At 59.0% G+C, this 19013-nt stretch carries 19 protein-coding genes and 1 pseudogene; 10 read left to right on the top strand and 10 right to left on the bottom strand.

Annotated features, from left to right (window positions below):
* The first annotated feature begins 68 nt into the window (after window positions 1–68).
* Window positions 69–554, top strand: a complete 486-nt coding sequence (locus LOY68_RS24485) for a GyrI-like domain-containing protein (protein WP_054044854.1) — start codon at window positions 69–71, stop codon at window positions 552–554.
* A 344-nt stretch (window positions 555–898) separates the two neighbouring features.
* On the opposite strand, the gene LOY68_RS24480 is transcribed toward LOY68_RS24485, so the two are convergent.
* The gene (locus LOY68_RS24480) at window positions 899–2125 is read right to left on the bottom strand and encodes a hypothetical protein (protein ID WP_265040466.1); all 1227 of its coding nucleotides are present in this window, start codon (window positions 2123–2125) and stop codon (window positions 899–901) included.
* A gap of 271 nt (window positions 2126–2396) precedes the next feature.
* Between LOY68_RS24480 and LOY68_RS24475 the strand changes: the two genes are divergently transcribed.
* Window positions 2397–2894: a GNAT family N-acetyltransferase gene (locus LOY68_RS24475; protein WP_265040464.1), complete on the top strand. Its 498-nt coding sequence runs from the start codon at window positions 2397–2399 to the stop codon at window positions 2892–2894.
* Between the two features lie 284 nt (window positions 2895–3178).
* Here the strand turns inward: LOY68_RS24475 and LOY68_RS24470 are convergent, their stop codons facing one another.
* Both LOY68_RS24470 and LOY68_RS24465 read right to left on the bottom strand, forming a co-directional pair.
* Window positions 3179–3784 (bottom strand): pyridoxamine 5'-phosphate oxidase family protein, encoded by a 606-nt coding sequence (locus tag LOY68_RS24470; protein ID WP_265040462.1) that lies wholly within the window; start codon window positions 3782–3784, stop codon window positions 3179–3181.
* A gap of 24 nt (window positions 3785–3808) precedes the next feature.
* Window positions 3809–4294 (bottom strand): GNAT family N-acetyltransferase, encoded by a 486-nt coding sequence (locus LOY68_RS24465; protein WP_265040461.1) that lies wholly within the window; start codon window positions 4292–4294, stop codon window positions 3809–3811.
* A 141-nt stretch (window positions 4295–4435) separates the two neighbouring features.
* Between LOY68_RS24465 and LOY68_RS24460 the strand changes: the two genes are divergently transcribed.
* The 4 genes from LOY68_RS24460 to LOY68_RS24445 all read left to right on the top strand — a co-directional run bounded on the left by LOY68_RS24460 (window position 4436) and on the right by LOY68_RS24445 (window position 7054).
* The gene (locus LOY68_RS24460; protein WP_265040459.1) at window positions 4436–4861 is read left to right on the top strand and encodes a YybH family protein; all 426 of its coding nucleotides are present in this window, start codon (window positions 4436–4438) and stop codon (window positions 4859–4861) included.
* Between the two features lie 94 nt (window positions 4862–4955).
* Window positions 4956–5300, top strand: coding sequence for a YciI family protein (locus tag LOY68_RS24455; RefSeq protein ID WP_054044847.1), 345 nt, complete (start codon window positions 4956–4958; stop codon window positions 5298–5300).
* A gap of 27 nt (window positions 5301–5327) precedes the next feature.
* Window positions 5328–5819 (top strand): SRPBCC family protein, encoded by a 492-nt coding sequence (locus tag LOY68_RS24450; RefSeq protein ID WP_163912667.1) that lies wholly within the window; start codon window positions 5328–5330, stop codon window positions 5817–5819.
* Window positions 5819–7054 (top strand): RNA polymerase sigma factor, encoded by a 1236-nt coding sequence (locus tag LOY68_RS24445; RefSeq protein WP_265040457.1) that lies wholly within the window; start codon window positions 5819–5821, stop codon window positions 7052–7054. The genes LOY68_RS24450 and LOY68_RS24445 overlap by 1 nt, the downstream gene beginning before the upstream one ends.
* A 409-nt stretch (window positions 7055–7463) precedes the next feature.
* Here LOY68_RS24445 and LOY68_RS24440 read toward each other — a convergent pair whose 3' ends face one another.
* On the bottom strand, window positions 7464–8318 hold the full coding sequence (locus tag LOY68_RS24440; RefSeq protein WP_265040455.1) for a LysR family transcriptional regulator: 855 nt from the start codon (window positions 8316–8318) through the stop codon (window positions 7464–7466).
* Between the two features lie 89 nt (window positions 8319–8407).
* Between LOY68_RS24440 and LOY68_RS24435 the strand changes: the two genes are divergently transcribed.
* The gene (locus tag LOY68_RS24435; RefSeq protein ID WP_265040454.1) at window positions 8408–8842 is read left to right on the top strand and encodes a multidrug/biocide efflux PACE transporter; all 435 of its coding nucleotides are present in this window, start codon (window positions 8408–8410) and stop codon (window positions 8840–8842) included.
* Between the two features lie 117 nt (window positions 8843–8959).
* On the opposite strand, the gene LOY68_RS24425 is transcribed toward LOY68_RS24435, so the two are convergent.
* Window positions 8960–9871, bottom strand: a complete 912-nt coding sequence (locus LOY68_RS24425; RefSeq protein WP_265040453.1) for a LysR family transcriptional regulator — start codon at window positions 9869–9871, stop codon at window positions 8960–8962.
* 113 nt (window positions 9872–9984) lie between these two features.
* Here LOY68_RS24425 and LOY68_RS24420 point away from each other — a divergent pair, with 113 nt between their 5' ends.
* A complete protein-coding gene (locus tag LOY68_RS24420; protein WP_265040451.1) occupies window positions 9985–10836 on the top strand; it encodes an NmrA family NAD(P)-binding protein in 852 nt (283 codons plus the stop codon).
* Between the two features lie 120 nt (window positions 10837–10956).
* On the opposite strand, the gene LOY68_RS24415 is transcribed toward LOY68_RS24420, so the two are convergent.
* Window positions 10957–11715, bottom strand: a complete 759-nt coding sequence (locus LOY68_RS24415) for an SDR family NAD(P)-dependent oxidoreductase (protein ID WP_265040449.1) — start codon at window positions 11713–11715, stop codon at window positions 10957–10959.
* Between the two features lie 118 nt (window positions 11716–11833).
* Between LOY68_RS24415 and LOY68_RS24410 the strand changes: the two genes are divergently transcribed.
* A complete protein-coding gene (locus LOY68_RS24410) occupies window positions 11834–12730 on the top strand; it encodes a LysR family transcriptional regulator (RefSeq protein WP_265040448.1) in 897 nt (298 codons plus the stop codon).
* A gap of 376 nt (window positions 12731–13106) precedes the next feature.
* Here the strand turns inward: LOY68_RS24410 and LOY68_RS24405 are convergent, their stop codons facing one another.
* The 4 genes from LOY68_RS24405 to LOY68_RS24390 all read right to left on the bottom strand — a co-directional run bounded on the left by LOY68_RS24405 (window position 13107) and on the right by LOY68_RS24390 (window position 17842).
* Window positions 13107–13829: a TylF/MycF/NovP-related O-methyltransferase gene (locus LOY68_RS24405; RefSeq protein WP_054044827.1), complete on the bottom strand. Its 723-nt coding sequence runs from the start codon at window positions 13827–13829 to the stop codon at window positions 13107–13109.
* Window positions 13826–14692 (bottom strand): 2OG-Fe(II) oxygenase family protein, encoded by an 867-nt coding sequence (locus LOY68_RS24400; RefSeq protein WP_265040445.1) that lies wholly within the window; start codon window positions 14690–14692, stop codon window positions 13826–13828. The genes LOY68_RS24405 and LOY68_RS24400 overlap by 4 nt, the downstream gene beginning before the upstream one ends.
* A 283-nt stretch (window positions 14693–14975) precedes the next feature.
* Window positions 14976–16589, bottom strand: a complete 1614-nt coding sequence (locus tag LOY68_RS24395) for an inorganic phosphate transporter (RefSeq protein ID WP_163912686.1) — start codon at window positions 16587–16589, stop codon at window positions 14976–14978.
* Between the two features lie 230 nt (window positions 16590–16819).
* Window positions 16820–17842: a transporter gene (locus LOY68_RS24390; RefSeq protein WP_054044822.1), complete on the bottom strand. Its 1023-nt coding sequence runs from the start codon at window positions 17840–17842 to the stop codon at window positions 16820–16822.
* Between the two features lie 322 nt (window positions 17843–18164).
* On the opposite strand from LOY68_RS24390, the pseudogene LOY68_RS32385 reads away from it, so the two are divergent.
* A pseudogene (locus tag LOY68_RS32385) lies at window positions 18165–18971 on the top strand (hypothetical protein); the annotation flags it as partial.
* Window positions 18972–19013: the final 42 nt, after the last annotated feature.

The following is a 19013-nucleotide window of genomic DNA, read 5'->3' as shown; positions in this document are numbered from 1 at the left end:
CTGGGAGAATCGGGCAAGGCTTCTATACTCCCAGCCGAACCCACCTTTTTTGTACCAGGAGTTGAGTCATGGATGAGCAAACACGCGTCAAACCGGCCGAGCCACGCTTCGAGAGCGGGCACTTCCTGCTCATTGCCGGGCTTGGCGGTCGATTTACCCAGGAAACCTCCAAAAAAATCCCCGAGCTCTGGGAAAAGTTCATCCCCGAGATTGGCAAGATTCCTGGTCAAAAAAGCGAAGTGACCTACGGCATCTGCTGCAATCCCGACGGCATGGGTGGCTTCGAATACATCGCCGGCGTCGAAATCAGCAAACTCGACGACCTGCCGGACAAATACCGTTGGGTCGAGGTGCAGCCCCAGCATTACGCGGTGTTCGAGCACAAAGGCTCGCTGGACACCCTGCCCGAGACCTTTCAATACATCTGGAAAACCTGGCTGCCGCAGTCCGGTCGTCAGGCGGCGGATGCCCCGGAGTTCGAACGCTACAGCGAGGATTTCAACCCGAAGCTCAACACCGGCGTACTGGAAATCTGGTTGCCGCTCAAGGATTGAAAACCGCGAGAGGCGGACCCCACGTCCGCCTCTCGATGGGTTATTTACCCTGCTTCAACCGTCGCGCCCGCAACAGGTCGATGGACAACGTAATGAATCCAAACGCGCTGATGCCCAACAGCATAAGAAGGCCGATCTGAACGCTGCTCATGGTGTTTCCCCCTATGGATGATCAGAGACAGGGACCACCAATAATCCGATTCACCGAGCAATGACAGCGCCTATACGCAGGCTTTACGGCGTCGGCGGTGATCGATATGAACACCTTATATGTCCGCAGCGACGGGTATGTTTTCTATCATACAATCTTCGGATAGCGCTGAAGCTGCTTGGCGTTTCGCTAGTTACTCACCATGAAGTCTTATCAAGAATACCGTTGCGCCAAGATAGCCCGATATGACTATTTTTTTGTCGGGTTGTAGTTCCAGAGCTCTCACAGATGGAACAAGTCCATCAGGGCGACCTTGTATGTCGCGATAGGCCAGCGCCACCCCGTCGTTACCAAAAACCGGATCAGGTGTTCCATCAACCCGATATCGCATTGCATAAATCAACAAGCTCCTGTCAGGTACAATGGCAGTTGCTGTAAGCGGTTTTCCGTCGGGCTGGAGAATGACCGTCTCATAAGTTCCTAGTCCAATGCTGATGACCGGTCTTCCGTTATTAAAGGAAGGGTCTATTTTGCCCTCGGGCATTACGCGAGTTATAAAAGCATTTTGACTGGGGCCTTGGTCTTGGTTGGCAGGATCACCGACGGCCACAATGTGGTTGTCCCTCATAGCAATGGCTAATACGGCCGGGCTGGTTCCTTCAATTTCAAACTCCACATAGCCTTGAACACCGAATGTTTTATCCTCTGAACCATCGATGGCGTTATGTCGGCTCAAAAATGCTTTTCGCTCATTTGTTTGTCCTGCTACAACGATGTTTCCGCTGGTCTGGACCCCGAGGGCATTAATTCGATGGGGTGATGTGACAACGCCGCTGTTGCCAAAACTGTCAATGAGATGACCGCTGCTATTGAGGCATATGATCTTGCTTTCATTTCCTTCGCTGGGAAATGCAACAACGATACGATCACCATGCACCACCAACCCTTGGTCTCGATACTGGGGTTGAATGAAATTGTCATCCAGATAGGCGGGTTTGATAACTTGGTCAAGTAGCCTGACACCCCCGTCGCCAAACGATGTGTCCAGTTGGCCATCGTGAGCAAGAAAGCGTGCGACGAGTGCTTTTTTTGACTGGCCTTCGGTGCGACTGCCCAGCATCAGTAACTTGTTCTTGTCCTGGACAAGGAAGCAACACACTTCAAAGTTCTGAACATCGATTGTTGGGCGTTTGATTCCATAGGTGTTGTTGAAGAACCCCGTGTTGCTGTATTTGAAGATGACGGCTTCCGAGAGGGTCGCCGGATTTAAGTAACGTCCCAGAGTAATGAAATTTCCATCTTCTTCAAGGTGCTTTTGATAAGTCGGGCGGGTGTAAATGATGGGTTCAATAACAACGCCGTCTTCATATTCTCCGAAGCTGTTATCAGGTGCACCTGCTTTGTTTGTTGAGCTGTTCATGGGGGCTTCCTTTCTGCTGTTTATATAGTCAAGCGTCTGGATTTTGAGTTGTCAGCCGCAGGGCACTTGGCGAATAACGATTGAATACCTCTTTATATGCACTGCCTACTGTCAGGCTTGACAGTTGACCGTTGGCTTTTTATAGGGGTTGAGTTTGTTATTTTCGCTAGATACACGCCGTGAAGTAACAGGCGCTTGCATGAGTTGCCCTAAAGCGTTCTCATGGGAGATCTATCTTCATCCCATTTGCCGCAGGTCACACAGCCGAACCATGAACTCGTCGAACCCCGTCATCCGCCACGTCATCTCCACCGACCTGGACCGCTGCTTCGCCATCGAAACCGAAGCCTACGAAGGCGACGAAGCCGCCACCCGGGAAAAAATCGCCACCCGCATCGCCACCTGGCCCGACGGATTCATCGTGGCGGAAGTCGATGGCGTTGTAGCCGGTTTCATCAACTCCGGTGCGGCGTTCGAGGTGGAAATGTCAGACGAAGCGTTCAAGGAACTGATCGGCCACGACCCGGCCGGACCGCATGTGGTGATCATGTCAGTGGTGGTGCACCCGGATTATCAGGGGCAGGGTTTGGCAAAGCGCTTGATGGGGGAATTCATTGAGCGGATGCGCGGCTTGGGCAAGGCCAGCATTCATCTGATGTGCAAGGAACGGCATATCCCGCTGTATGCGGGGTTCGGGTTTGCCTACATCAAGCCATCGGCGTCGGACCATGGCGGGATGGCGTGGCATGAGATGGTGTTGGCGTTGTGATTGAGTCATACGAAGAGTGTAAGCGGCGAGATGAGGCCGCCGCGCTGGTCAAACTTCTTTCATTTTCGTTGCGGGATAAGGAACAAGGAAAGCTGATCTCTGGAGATATATTGCTGGCAAAACTCGCGCAGCGGCGTCAATTACTGCAAGACGATAAGGACGCCGGAAGCCTCTAGGCTTGAGTTCGCAAGCACTGCGTATAAAGAAATAACAGTTCGAATGCTGCTCTAACAGCTTGCTACATCTCCAAAGGGTTGCCTGAAGGCAACCCTTTTTATATGCGTTCAGTAAAGGCTATCGCGCACCCGCGCCGGCGCTTCCCGATCATACGTCTCGGCATCAAACTGCCCATCATTCAACCGCTTGTGAAACGCCCCTGCCGTCGGCAGGGCAGAACGGTCGAGGTAGCGTTCGGGATTCCACAGCTCCGAACGCACAATCGCCTTGGAACAGTGGAAATACGCCGCTTCCACCGTTACCAGCATCACCGTGCGCGCCGGTTTGCCGTTGACTGCGAAACTTTCCAGCAACGCAGGTTCGGCGCTGATCTGCGCGGTGCCGTTGACTCGCAATGTTTCGCCAATCCCCGGAATGATGAACAGCAGCGACACTCGGGAGTCGAGCACCACATTGTGCAGGGTGTCGATGCGGTTGTTGCCCGGACGATCCGGGATCGCCAGGGTGCGCTCGTCAAGGATCCGCACAAAACCCGGCGCATCGCCCCGGGGTGAGCCGTCCATGCCATCCGGGCCCACCGAGCTGATTATTATCAGTGGCGAGGTGCGGACCATCGCCTGATAGTCCTCGTTCAAAAACGGGATCTGCTTGCGCACGGCACGGTCGTGGGGTTGGCCGTAGATTGCTTCTAGTGCTTCGATTGAATTCACCATCGTTTTTCCCTCAACGAATCAGAATCAGAAAACCAGTCCCATCCGCCGTTCATACCCAATCCGCCCCTTATACGCCTCGCCGCTATCCACAAATCCAAACCTGGCATACAGCGCAATCGCCGCTTCATTGTCAGCATCCACCGACAACTCAATCCCCTTTATTTCCGGGAACGCCAGACGCGCCGCCTCGGGCAGTGCTTGCAGGCAGGCCTTGCCATAGCCTTTGCCCTGGGCGCGTTGATCGACTTGCAAGGCGTGCAACGTGGCACTGTGTTCATTGGCCCAGGCCGGGAGTGCCGGTGGGCGTTTGAGCAGCAGGAAGGCGACGGGAATTTCTTCGACCAGCAAGGCAAAGCCTTTGACGCCGGGACCGGGTTTGGACAGCAAGGAGTGCAACGCTCCGTGGATGTCGCCGGAGAATTTGATTTGTTCTTTGTGTACTTCGATGGCCTCGACCTGCTGGCGCTGTAGCGCGTTCAGGTTTTCGTAAGGCACAAGTAGAGCTGTCACTGGAGTGTCCTTTTTCCACTGCAAACGGGCTTCGGATTCTAGCGAGTTTGCGTGGTTGGATTATTTTTATTTGTGTTGTCGATTCAACGTTACGCCGAACGACTAGAGGTGTCTTCACCACAAAAACCATGGAGAACCCGCATGAACTCGCAAACCCAAATCCATAACCTGATCGAAAACTATCGCCAGGCCGTCATCGCCAAAGACGTGGAAAAAGTCATGGCCCTGTACGCCGACGACATCGTCTCCTTCGACGCGGTCAAAGCCCTGCAATTCAAAGGCAAGGCTGCCTACCGCGCGCATTGGCAGGCATGCATGGAGATGTGCCCTGGCCCGCACATTTTCGAGTTCCACGAGATCGATATCGCACCGTCGCAGGAGATCGCCTTTGCCCATTGGCTGGCCCAGTGCGGCGGCACCAATGAGAAGGGCGAAACCCAGTCCTGCTGGATGCGCGTGACCCAGTGCTATCGGCAAGAAGCGGGGCTTTGGCAGATTGTGCATGAACACTGGTCGGCGCCGTTCGACATGACCAGCGGTGCCGCGCTGTTCGAGCTGAAACCCTGATCGTCGGGGCTTACTCGTCGGAGCTTACTCGTCGGAAAAAGCGCCAAAGCATCAAACAGCAGCCATAGTTGATCAGCCGATCACGGAGAGTCCCATGAAGTACCTATGCCTGGTTTACAGCAACGAACAGGCGTTGCACTCACTGCCCGACAGCCCCGAAGACGCCGAGTGCATGGCCTATGCCGAGTCAATCCAGGGCAGTGGCCGGATGATCGCCGCCGAGGCGCTGGAGTCGGTGCAGACCGCCACCACGGTGCGGATGCGCAACGGCAAGTTGTCGATCACCGACGGCCCGTTCGCCGAAACCAAGGAGCAGTTGGCCGGCTTCTACCTGATCGATGCCAAGGACCTTAACGAAGCTATCCAGGTCGCCGGCGACATCCCGGCGGCCCGGGTCGGCTGTGTCGAGGTGCGTCCCGTTCGCCAGTTGAATCCCTGAACAATCAAAAATAAACAGGAGATCTGCATGAGCCCGCAACCCTTTAAAAAACAGCCTGCCGAATTCGAGTTGTCGATCAGCCGTTTGATCGATGCGCCACGGCGCAAAATCTTCCGCGCCTGGACCGAGCCAGCTTTGCTCGCCCAGTGGTGGGGGCCGCATGGCATGACCACGCCGGAGTGCGAAATGGACCTGTGGGTCGGCGGCCAGTTTCGCACCCTGATGCGCGCGCCCGACGGCACGGAATACCCGACCATGGGCGTGTTCCTGGAGATCGTCGCGCCAGAACGGCTGGTGTTCACCGACGCGTTTATTCCTGGCTGGATTCCGTCGGGCAAACCGTTCATGAGTGCCGAAGTAACCCTCGAAGACCGGGACGGCAAAACCCTCTACACCGCCCGCGCCATGCACTGGAGCGAGGAGGATCGGCAAGCCCACGAGGCCATGGGGTTTCACGACGGTTGGGGGCAGAGCCTGGATCGGTTGGTGACGCTGGTGACCGAAGGCATGCCGGACTGATGTCCGCCGAGTCGGTCAAGGCGCGGGTCGAACAGGTCTACCGCGAAGACTCGCGGCGAATCCTTGCGACGCTGATCCGTTTGCTCGGTGATTTCGATCTCGCCGAAGAGGCCTTGCACGAGGCGTTCTTCGTCGCGGTCGAGCGCTGGCAGCGTGACGGCGTGCCGGACAATCCGCGCACCTGGCTGGTCTCCACCGGGCGTTTCAAGGCGATTGATGTGTTGCGGCGGCGTGCGCGTTTCAAGGCGTCGCGACCGTTGCTGATCGCGCAACTTGAAGAACTGGAGCAGGCCGACTGGAGTGGCGAAGACGTGGAAGACGATCGCTTGCGGCTGATCTTCACCTGCTGTCACCCGGCCCTCGCGGCGGACGCCCAAGTACCGCTGACCCTGCGCGAAGTCTGCGACCTGACCACGGAAGAAATTGCTCGGGCCTTCCTCTCGGCGCCGGCCACGATCGCCCAGCGCATCGTGCGCGCCAAAGCGAAGATTCGTGACGCGAAAATCCCTTACCAAGTGCCGTCGCTGGCTGAGTTGCCCGAGCGTCTCGACAGCGTATTGCGGGTGATTTACCTGGTGTTCAACGAAGGTTACTCGGCCTCTGTCGGCGCCGAACTGACCCGGGAAGAACTGACCCGCGAAGCGATTCGTCTCGGGCGGTTGTTGGTGGAGTTGTTGCCCGAGCCCGAAGTGATGGGGTTGCTGGCGTTGATGCTGTTGCACGAATCGCGACGCCCGGCCCGGACCTCGGACACTGGCGAGTTGATCCTGCTGGATGAACAGGATCGGTCGCTGTGGGACGGCGGGATGATTGCCGAAGGTTGTGCGCTGGTGGAGCGCGCGCTGACCTTGCGGCGCTTCGGGCCTTACTGCCTGCAAGCGGCGATCGCGGCGGTGCATGCCGAAGCGCCGACGGCGGGGGAGACCGATTGGCCGCAGATTGTGGGTCTGTACGACTTGCTGCTGCGGGCCGTGCCGTCGCCGGTGATCGAACTGAATCGCGCGGTGGCGTTGGCCATGCGTGATGGGCCGTTGGCGGGGTTGACGGTGGTTGAAGATATTTTGGCGCGAGGGGAATTGCTGGATTACCACCTGGCGCATTCGGCGCGGGCGCAGTTTTGTCGGCAGTTGGGAAGGGTGGCCGAGGCGCGGTCGGCGTATGAACGGGCGCTTGAGTTGACGCAGCAAGAGCCGGAGCGGCGGTTTATCGAGGGGCGGCTCAGGGAGCTGGAATGATGTGCTGGGGCTGCCGGCCTCTTCGCGAGCAAGCCTCGCTCCTACAGTATCGGGTCGATCACACCATTGTGATTCGACCCGAACCTGTAGGAGCGAGGCTTGCCCGCGAAGAGGCCAGCAGCATCAACAAAAAAACCGGGCCTGCTGCCGAGTCGCCGTCAACACAATCTCCCGCACACACGTTCTGCGGCTGCTGATACGCGTGGCTCTGCCGGCGTTGTGCTAGGGATAGAGGCGGCATAAATCCCCCCGTAGCAGCTGTCGAGCACCGCGAGGCAGCGTCCGGCGGCGAAGCCGTCGTAAACCCTAAATATGCGGTCTACCTGACACACCGCGTCGCCTGATTTCACGACGGCTTCGCCGCCGAACGCTGCCTCGCGGTGCTCGACAGCTGCTACGGGGGGCGCCGCTATTCCAACATTTTGCTCAACAACCAACTCCCCGCTGGCCCCGGCGGATGCAGCCGCGACCACAGCGCATCGACAAACAGCGGTTTCGGCCAGCCGCGCACGTCCAGTTCTACCAGCACCCCCGCGCCAAACCGGCCCACCAGCCAGCGCGGCAGCGGTGCCCAGCCGAATCCGCCCTGGGCCATTTCCAGCAGCATCAGGTAGCTCGGCGCCGACCAGACCCGGCCCTTCGCCCGACTTTCATACGGATTGACGATGGTTGCCAAACGCAATTCCCGATGCTGCTGCAGCACGTCCTGATCGATCCCGCTCTGTGTCGCTAACGGGTGCGATTGAGAGACGAACAGGGCGATTTCCGTGTGCTCGTCAACCGTCGAACTGACCAGGTCCGGCGGATAGCTGTCCTGCATTTCGGCGAAGGCGACATTTGCCCGACCGCGTTGCACCAGCGCCACCAGGTCATCGCATTCGGCGATCAGGCATTCGAGTTCCAGGTCTGGGTAGCGCTGTTCAAACGCGCTGAGGGCCGCTTCGAAACGGTCAGACTGATAGGTGTCGGAAATCGCCACCGTCAGCTTCGCCTCGACCCCTTGGGACAATTGGCTGGCGGTCATTTCCAGGCGACTGGTGGCGGCGAGGATGTCCTCGGCCCGTTGCAGCATCACGTGCCCGGCCGGGGTCAGCGTGGGCTTGCGGCTGCTGCGGTCGAACAGGGTCAGGTTGAGGTCGATTTCCAGGCTCGCCACGGCGGCACTGATGGTCGACTGACTGCGCTCGAGTTTGCGCGCCGCCGCGGAAAACGAGCCTTGGGTCGCCGCCTGGACAAACGCCAGCAACACTTCGTGAGAGGCCATGAACTATCGCCTTGATCGATGGTTATTGATTATGAAGTATCGGTGTGCTGACAGATCATGGCAACCACACTCACTCAGGGAGTCTGGCCATGAACGCCAACAAATCCATCACTGAACGTATTTTCCAGGCCATTGGTTTCGAACTGCTGGCCGTACTGATCTGTACCCCGCTGCTGGCCTGGGTCATGGACAAACCGATGCTGGAAATGGGCGTCGCCACCATCGCCATCGCCGCGTTGGCCCTGGCCTGGAACGTGGTGTTCAACGGATTTTTCGACCGCTTGCTCAAGCGCTTCGACATCGTGCGCAGCGCCTGGGTGCGGGTGGTGCACGCGCTGTTGTTCGAAGGCGGTTTGATCGTGATGGGCGTGCCGCTGATTGCCTGGTGGCTGAGCATCAGCCTGTGGCAGGCATTCCTGCTGGACATCGGCGTGCTGCTGTTTTTCCTGCCGTACACCTACGTTTACCACTGGGGGTATGACGTGGTGCGGGAGCGGATGTTGATGAGCCGGGCACTGCGCTGAGTCCAGCCACAGTCCCTGTGGGAGCGGGCTTGCTCGCGAAGGCGTCGCGTCAGTCACCATCCACATTGACTGACACACCGCTTTCGCGAGCAAGCCCGCTCCCACAGGGGACCTCAATCAGCCTCCACACAACTCACTCACAAACTCCAAAAACGCCCGCACCTTCGCCGCCGGCAAATGCCGCGACGGGTACAACGCATACAACGGAAATCGCTCGTCCGGCCAGTCCGGAAACAACTCCACCAGCCGTCCTGCTGCCAGCGCCGGGGCAATCCCCAAATCCAAAACCTGGGCAATCGCCTCGCCACTTTCGCAAACGCTGTGCAACGTACCGACATCATTAACCAGCAACCGGCAATGCGGCTGCACATGCAGCACCGCGCGCCCCGGTCGATGAAACTCCCAGCCAAACGGCCGCGCCGTCTGCGGGTCGCGAAACTGCACGCACACATGCCGCTCATCTTCCATGTCCAGCGGCGCCAACGGTCGGCCGTGACGCTTCAGATACGCCGGCGAAGCGAGGGTCAAAACCCGCACGTCCAACAACTTGCGTGCCACCAGCGACGAAGACTGCGGATGGCCGAAACGCACCGCCAGATCGAAGCCGTCCGCCACCATGTCACCCAGTTGATCGCGGGTTTGCAGTTCCAGGTACAACTCCGGATAACGCGCCATGAACTGCCCGAGCTTCGGCCCCAGAATCAGTCGTGAGAAATACGGGTCCATGTTGACCCGCAACCGGCCGCGCACTTGCGTAGCGCTGGTCGAAGCCGAGTTGGCGGCTTCTTCCAGACTCGCCAGCAGCGGCGCGATTTCGCCATGGAAGCGCCGACCTTCATCGGTGAGCGTGACCGTGCGGGTGGTGCGATCGAACAGGCGGATGCCCAGGCGTTTCTCCAGTCGAGCGATGGCCCGGCTGACCCCCGATGGTGTCAGTTCCAGTACCTCGGCGGCCCGGACAAAACTGCCGCCATCGACCACCGCGCTGAACACTCCCATGCCACTGGCGAGGCTGGCATCAAAGCTCATTGGTGACTCCCGATCATTTATGCAATGACATTCATGCTATCGGAGAATCTCAACGCTCGGCTCACTATTCTGCCCATCGCGACAACCGTCGCCATCCAGCAGGAGAACAGCTGATGTACGCAGTCATGGGGACTACCGGGAAAGTCGGCGGCGCGGTCGCCCGCACATTGCTGGCCGCCGGGCACAAGGTCCGCGCGGTGGTGCGCAGTGCCGATAAAGGTGCGGTGTGGGCGCAACAGGGGTGTGAACTGACGGTGGCCGATGTCGATGATCGCGACGCCATGGCCAAGGCGTTCACCGGTGTGACGGGAGTGTTTGTGATGATGCCGTCGAATTTCGACCCGTCGCCGGGCTTCCCGGAAACCCGGCAAGTGGTGGAGAACATTCGCTCGGCGCTGGAAGCCGCTCAGCCAGGCAAAGTGGTTGGGCTGTCGACCATTGGCGCCCAGGCCTCGCAACCGAACCTGCTCAATCAATTGCGTTTGCTGGAGTTGGCGTTGGCGACGCTGGCGCTGCCGGTCACGCTGCTGCGCCCCGCCTGGTTCATGGAAAACGCGTTGTGGGATGTCGAGCATGCGGTCGGTTCGGGCAGGATCCCAAGCTTCCTGCAACCTCTGGATAAACCGGTGCCGATGATTGCCACTGCGGATGTCGGTCGCGTTGCCGCAGAGCTGTTACTTGAGGAATGGAGCGGTCAGCGCATCATCGAACTGGAAGGCCCGCAACGGATTACACCGCTGCAACTGGGCGCCGGTTTCAGCGAACTGCTGGGCAAACCGGTGCGCATGCAGGTTGTGCCTCGTGAGACGTGGCAGGGATTGTTTGAAAGTCAGGGGATGAAATATCCGCTGCCACGGATGCAAATGATCGATGGCTTCAACGAGGGCTGGATCGAGTTTGAAGGCGAACCGCGCAAGGGCCGGGTCGAGTTGTTGACCGTTCTCAAGCAGCTGCTGACGAATTAGATCTGTAGGAGCAAGGCTTGCCCGCGAAGGCGGTGTGTCAGTCAACCATTTCGTTGAATGTAAAACCGCCTTCGCGGGCAAGCCTCGCTCCTACAAAAGTCTGCTCAATCTTGGTGTGGGTTACAAAAACATCCCGCCCGACGCTTCAATACGCTGGCCGTTGATCCACTGGCCACCCGGCGACAGCAGCAGCGCAATCGCGGCGCCAATGTCATCCGGCTGACCGGCGCGACCCAGTGCCGTGTTGCTCGCCACCATCTGATTCACCGCCGCGATATCCCGCACCGCACCACCGCCGAAATCAGTCTCGATGGCGCCCGGCGCGAGGACGTTCACCGCAATCCCGCGTTCGCCAAGTTCCTTGGCCTGGTAGCGCGTCAGCACTTCCATCGCGCCTTTCATCGCCGCATAAGCGCCGTAACCCGGCAGGCTGAAACGCGCCAGACCGCTGGACACATTGACGATGCGCCCGCCGTCATTCATCAGCGGCAGCAATTGCTGAGTCAGGAAAAACGGCCCTTTCAAATGGATATTCATCAGCAAATCGAACTGCGCCACGGTGGTGTCGACGAAGTTCGCGTGCACACCGACCCCGGCGTTGTTGATCAGGAAGTCGAAGTGCTGTTGATCAAACTGGTTTTTCAGCACGTTCGCGACTTCGCCGCTGAACGCGGCAAAGCTTTCACTTTGGCCAACGTCGAGTTGCAGCATGGCGGCGCGGCCACCCAGGCTTTCGATTTCGGCGACCAGTGCCTGGGCTTCATCGGCGCGGCTGTTGTAGGTGCCGATGATATCGATGCCTTGGGCGACCAGGTGCAGTGCGGCGCTTTTACCCAAGCCGCGGCTGGCGCCAGTGATCAATGCGATTTTACGGGTCATGGGATTTCCTCAAGCAGTGTGTGAGCGATGTGAGGAAGTTTATTTATCCGGCTCATGGTGATAAACAGGGGTAAATCGGAATCACTGGTCGGTTCAGTCGAACAATAGAAGGTCGCCCATGAACAAGCTGGAACTGCTGCGCACCTTTGTTCGCGTCAGCGAAATGTCGAGTTTTACCCTCGCCGGTGAAAGCTTGGGCTTGCCTCGGTCCACCGTGTCCGAACATGTCCAGGCCCTGGAAACATTGCTCGGCACGCGTCTGCTGCAACGCACTACGCGCAAGGTTCAGGCGACTCAGGACGGGCTGGTGTTGTACGAGCGCAGCAAGGATTTGCTGTCGCACATGGATGAAATCGAAGGGCTGTTCAGGCAAGACGAAGCGTCACTGGCAGGGCGAATTCGCATCGACATGCCGAGCATCATGGCCCGACGTTTCGTCATGCCGCGCCTGCCGGAATTCATGGACAAGCATCCGCACCTGGAACTGGAAATCAGCAGCACCGACCGCCGGGTTGATTTGCTCAGTGAGGGGTTTGATTGCGTGGTGCGGGTCGGGGCGCAGCCGGATCAGTCAGTGGTGGCGCGGCGGGTGTGCGACATTGCCGTGGTCAACTGCGCCAGTCCGGCGTACCTGAAACGCTACGGCGTGCCGCAGAATCTCGAAGATTTGGCACAGCATCGGCTGGTGCATTACGTCAACGTGCTGGGGGCGCGTTCAGAAGGTTTTGAGTACGAGGAGGAGGGCAAGCTGCACCGCGTGGCGATGGCTGGCAGCATTACGGTCAACAATTCCGATGGCTATGAATCGGCGTGCCTGGGCGGTTTCGGCCTGGTCCAGGCGCCATTGATGGGCATGCAGCCGTACTTGCTCAGCGGTGAACTGGTGGCGGTGCTGCCGCAACTGCGCGCGCCATCGATGGAGGTCTCCATGCTGTACGCACGGCAACGGCATCTGCCCTTGCGAGTGCGGGCGTTCATGGATTGGGTGGAACACGTTATCCGCAGTACCCATTGACCCGTAGGAGCAAAGCTTGCTCGCGAAGGCAGTGTGTCAGGCAACAGTTGCGTTGACTGTGAAACCGTCTTCGCGGGCAAGCCTCGCTCCTACAAAGGCATCGCTGTGGAGCGCAGATTTGGCGTTCACCGAAAATCCCGTAGGAGCAAAGCTTGCTCGCGAAAGCGGTGTATCAGCCAACCGTTGCGTTGACTGTGAAACCGTCTTCGCGGGCAAGCCTTGCTCCTACAAAGGGATCGCTGTGGGGTACAGATTTGGTGTTCACCGAAAACCAATGTGGGAGCGGGCTTGCTCGCGAAGGCGGCGGGTCAGTCAGCATTGAAGTTGACTGACACGGCCTCTTCGCGAGCAAGCCCGCTCCCACAAGGGTTAGACGTTAGACGTGGAAGTAGCCCACGCACGAATCGAACGGCAGGCGCTTGAGTTCGATTTTGTTCAGGTCCAGCACTTCGCGCAGGGCTTTGGTTTCGCCCGGGAAGTTGCGGTAGGCGACTTCGTCCAGCACCACGACCGCGCCTTTTGGCATGTACGGCAGGAAGGTTTCCAGCGCGACTTTGGTCGATTCGTACAGGTCGGTGTCGAGGATCAGCATCGCCACCACCAGGTCAGGACGGGTCTTCACCCACTCCGGCACGGTCTTGACGATGTCGCCTTTCACCAGCTCGCAACGCGGGATGCGGTTGACCGGGCGCAGCAGGTCGTTGGCGTCGATCATGTCCTGGATCAGCGACTGGTCGGTGTCGGAGAACATGGTCTCGTTGACGTCCGCCGGGTCTTCTTTCTTGTCGATGCTCTGGAAGCCTTCGAAGGTGTCGAAGCCAACGATCGAGCGGTTGATCGCATACGGTTCCAGGATCATCGACAAGTGCATGTAAAGCATCAGCGAGTTGCCCTTGTACACGCCGCACTCGATGATCGCGCCCGGTACTTCAGCAACTTTCTTGAACAGTTCCATGCGCGACAGCGCAGCGGTCACGCCGATGCGGTTAGCGAAGACGAACGGCGCGTCGGCCACGTACTCGGCATCGACCCGTTTCAGAACGTTGGCACGGGTTTCGTTGTACTGGGCCTCGGCGGGCGTGATGCGACGCTTGGTCATTGCTGGATTCCTTGGAAATTCGAAAAGTCGTGGGCGTGGAAATAGTCTTTGAAACCGGCGCCGACGTCAGGGCAGGCGCTGTCGACGTTGATCGCGCCGCGCTGGTGCTTGAGGTCGTCGAGGTGCATCAGGCGGAAGTCCACGCTGAAGCGGGTCTGTTGCGTGTGGTTCGGCACAGTACCGTGCAGGTGCGAACCGGAGAAGATCAGCATGTCACCGGTGTTGCCAGCCACGCGCACTTCGGAGGCGGTGTTGATCGCTTCCAGCGGCACCGGGTGCACGCGGGCTTCCTCTTTGAGGTTTTCCTTGGCTTTGTGCCGCTGGTTGCTGATCCAGTCGTTGAGGCTCCATTCGCTGGACGTGTTCTTCACCGGCACGTCGAAGTAGCCGCCGTTGATCATCATGGTCTGGTCGGGGCTGATGGTGTGCACCGGCATCCAGGTGTTGATCTGGCAATCGACGCTGCCGTACCAGGTATCGCGATGGGGTTTGTAGGCGTAGCTGACGCCCGCGTGCAGGTACTCGTAGTTGGGCACTACGCGAATCCGCGGCACGTCGAAAATGTATTCGCGCGGGTCGACACCGATTTCATCGATGAACGCCAGGATCAATTCCTTGGCGCGCAGGCTGTTGGTGAACTGGCCCTTGAGGCGGGTCACCAGCACCACGAATTCTTCCACCGGCATCAAGGTGTGCAGGGCCTGGTGGTTGGTCTCGCCGTTGAAGGCGGCAGTGATGCTTTCCTGGGCAAACGCGCACAGCTCTTTGGCGGCACGCAGCTCAGTGTTCAAGAAGATGTCACCGGCGTAGATGGCTTCTTTGAAGTCAGCTTTTTTCTGAAGCTGATTGATGTACAGGTTCACGGTTCTCACTCCTGAATGCATCGAGTCTCTAAGGAATCGGCACCACGTTAGCAAACTGAAGTGCGATCCATCGCCTCGCAGGTCAATAAAGATGAAATTGGCAGAAATGGCGACGAAATGCGTTGTCCGGGCAAAAAAATCCCGGCTTCGGGATGAACCGGGCCGGGATATATTCGGCCTCTGTAGGAGCTGCCGAAGGCTGCGATCTTTTGACTTTGCCTTTTTACAAAACAAGATCAAAAGATCGCAGCCTGCGGCAGCTCCTACACTGGTCCGGGGTGGGTCAGAACAGTTTGGTGAACAACCAGTACAAGCTGCCCGACAACAGGATCGCCGCCGGCAAGGTCAGGACCCAAGCCATCAGCAGGTTGCGGATGGTCTTCATCTGCAAGCCGCCGCCATTGGCGACCATCGACCCAGCCACGCCCGAGGACAACACGTGGGTGGTCGACACGGGCAAGCCGAACATGTCAGCGGCGCCGATGGTCAGCATGGCCACGGTTTCGGCCGACGCGCCTTGGGCATACGTCAGGTGAGTCTTGCCGATTTTTTCACCGACGGTCACCACGATGCGCTTCCAGCCGACCATGGTGCCGAGCCCCAGCGCGATGGCCACGGCGATCTTCACCCACAGCGGAATGAAGCGCGTGGAGTTGTCGATCTGCTGCTTGAACAGTTGCAGCTTGCCGCTGGTGTCGGCGTCGAAGTTACCGACCTTGTTCTTGTCCATCAAACGGATGGTTTCGCTGGTCAGGTACATGTCGTTCCGCACGTTGCCCACGGCCTCGGCCGGGACTTTCGACAACGAACCGTAACCCTTGACCTCGGCGCCAATGCTGCCGGTCAGGGCGGCGAGGGCGGGGACCAGTTGTGGCGTGGCTTCCTTGCTGCGCACATAGTCGGAAAGGATCGGCCGCGGATCCGCCGGAGCCGGCAGCGGCGACGCTTTCACCAGGGCTTGCTGGGTGACTTCGGCCACGGCAGCGAACTGCAACGCCTGATCGGCCGGCATGGTGCGGTTCAGCGCATACGCCATCGGCAAGGTGCCGACCAGGATCAACATGATCAGGCCCATACCTTTCTGGCCGTCGTTGGAGCCGTGGGCGAAGGACACGCCGGTGCAGGTCAGGATCAACAGGCCACGAATCCACCACGGTGGCGGCGCATCGCCTTCCGGTGCCTTGTACAACGCGCGATTCTTGACGAAGGCGCGCAAGGCCAGCAACAACAACGCGGCACAACCAAAACCTACCAGCGGCGACAGCAGCAACGCATAACCGATCTTGGTCGCCTGCGCCCAATCCACGCCGCTGGTGCCATCGCGGCCGTGCATCAAGGCGTTCGCCACACCGACGCCGATGATCGAACCGATCAAGGTGTGCGACGACGAGGCCGGCAAGCCCAGCCACCAGGTACCGAGGTTCCACAGGATCGCGGCGATCAACAGGGCGAAGATCATGGCGAAACCGGCGGAGGAGCCGACTTGCAGAATCAGCTCCACCGGCAGCAACGCGATGATGCCGAACGCCACCGCGCCGCTGGAAAGCAACACGCCGAGGAAGTTGAAGAACCCGGACCAGGCCACCGCAAAGTTCGGCGGCAGCGAGTTGGTGTAAATCACCGTGGCCACGGCGTTGGCGGTGTCGTGGAAACCGTTGACGAATTCAAAGCCGAGGGCGATCAACAGCGCTACGCCGAGCAGCAGAAACGGGGTCCAGGTGGTGACCACCGTGCCGAGTTCGTTCATGTCGTGCATCAGGCTGTAAGCGGTGAACAACAAGCCGCTGGCCAACACCCCGAAGAAAATCACCAGGGTAAACAGGCCGGGTTTTTTGTTTAGCTGCGGTCTGGCGCTGCTGGCGGGCGCCTGGGCAGTCGTATAGGAAGGAGTAGCCATGCCGGACAATCCTGAGGAGGGAAGGAGTGTTGCCCATGATCGTTTCAAAATGTGACAGAGAGACTGCGGTGGGTCAGTGTTTAAGTATTTTGTGGAACCACCCGTCCCGATGATGATCGTTCCCACGCAGAGCGTGGGAACGATCAGATCAAAAGATCGCAGCCTTCGGCAGCTCCTACATGGGAATGCGTACGCCTGTAGGAGCTGCCGAAGGCTGCGATCTTTTGATCTTAATAATCCTGGCGCTTACGAAACGCCCAACGCCCCGCCAGCACGGTAAACGTCGCCACCAGCGCCACCAGAATCCAGAACCCTTCCGGATCGCCCGCCAGCGGTATCCCACCCACGTTCATCCCGAAAAAACCGGCAATGATGTTGATCGGCAACGCCAGCACCGTGACCACGGTCAAGGTAAACAGCGTGCGGTTGCTCTGCTCGTTGAGGTTGGCGGCGATCTCTTCCTGCAACAGCTTGATCCGCTCACCGAGGGCCGTGAGGTCGTTGATGATCAGCGCAAACTCCTCGGTGGATTTGCGCAGTTCCTTGACGTCCTCCTTCTGCAACCATTGCGGCGGCCGGTTGAGCAGGCGCAGCAACGAGCCCGGCTCCAGCGCCAACAACCGTTGCAAGCGCACCAGCACCCGGCGATTGGCGCCCAGTTCGGCGCGGTTGGTCGACAGTCGCGAGGAGAGCAATTCATCTTCGATCTGATCGACACTCTGGCTGGTCTTGCGCACGATCTGCGTCAGCACTTCGCCCTGATCGCGCAGCAGGTGCACCAGCAACTCCAGCGGCGAACGAAAGCATTCACCGGCCTTCACCGACGAACGCAATTTGTCCACCGAGTGCAGCGGTTGCAGGCGCGCGCTGATGATCAACTTGCTGCGGGCGCACACCCACAACGTCGACACATCCGACGAGACCATGCTGCTGAGGTTGAACACCACATCGTTGACCACCGCCAGCAACGCCGAATCGACGTGCTCGATACGCGTCGAACGCGAACCTTCGTGCAACGCCTCGAAAAATTCCTCGGGCAATTCCAGATGGCTTTTCATCCAGCGCTCGCACGCGGCGTGGGCCAGATTCAGGTGCAGCCAGAGGAATTCATCGCTGTCCTCCGATTGCTGCAAACAGCGCAGCGCCTCGGCCGAATCAATCTCCCGACCACGTTCACCGGGACGAAAACGGAAGCCGTAAAGCAGGCCGAACAAGTCAGTGTCGCGATGGGTGTGATCGATGGCGTGGTTCATGAGGTCTCGCTGAGAGGGGCGTCCGGCCGTAGCGCCTGTAGCAGCTGTAGCAGCTGTCGAGCAGCGCGAGGCTGCGTTCGGCGGCGAAGCCGTCGTCAGATTTGAGCACGCGGTTTACCTGAAACACCGCGATGCATGATTTCACGACGGCTTCGCCGCCGAACGCAGCCTCGCGTTGCTCGACAGCTGCTACGGCAGGTACGGCGATTGCTACCGGGCATCATCGCAAGGTGTCTTGACGGTTTTGTGACAGTTGCGTGGCGACGCAAACGTGTGCGTTACCGATGGTCGGGATCGACTCAAGAACCGCTCTGGCACGCCGATGACGCAGGTGTTAGGTTGCTCGGCCCCGGCCACGAACCGGGACCGCAGACAGGGAAGTTTGGACGTCTTTCACGCCCAATCAGGCGTGCCTATTTCCTGTCGTGAGTATCATCCGATGCTGCAAAAATCCCTGAGAGCCCAAATTCTCGCGTTGTTGAGCGGCAGCCTGTTGGCGATGCTGCTGATCGCTTTGGCCTGCTTTCATTTCCTGTCCGGTGGCGTGCAAAACTACGCCAACCTGATCGACGGCCCGCTGCACACTTCGCAATTGATCGATGAAGCCAACCTGCAATTCAAGGTGCAGGTTCAGGAATGGAAAAATGTATTGCTGCGCGGCAAGCAGCCAGCAGACCTGGATAAATACTGGAAGCAATTCGAAGACCGCCAGCGCGACGTGCAAGGCATCCTCGGTGAACTGGCCAGCCAAAAAGGCCTGGATGGTCAGCTCAAGACCCGCATCGAACGCCTGCGTGACGAACACCGTCAGTTGGGCGGCGCTTACCAGAAAGGTCGCGATGCCTACGTCGCCGCCGATGCCGATCCAACTGCGGGCGACACCGCGGTCAAAGGCGTGGACCGCGCCACCAGCGATCAGATGAGCGAACTGGTCGGCGAACTGCGCAAGCAGGGTTCCGAACAGTCCGCGCTAATCAGCGCCAGTGCCGAGCGCACGGTGATGTTGGGGATTATCGTGATGCTCGCTTCCGGTCTGTTGATCGGCTTGTTGAGCCTGTGGCTGATCAACCGCAACCTGGTGGACCCGATCCGCAAACTGATCGACTACGTGGCACAACTGAGCCAGGGCAAATTTTCCGAGCGCGTCGCCAGCACCCGTCAAGATGAGCTG

Source organism: Pseudomonas sp. B21-053 (genome assembly GCF_026016365.1).
GTDB lineage: Bacteria > Pseudomonadota > Gammaproteobacteria > Pseudomonadales > Pseudomonadaceae > Aquipseudomonas > Aquipseudomonas nunensis.
Note: the sequence above shows the minus strand (reverse complement) of the source record. Positions and strands in the feature narration are given on the sequence as shown.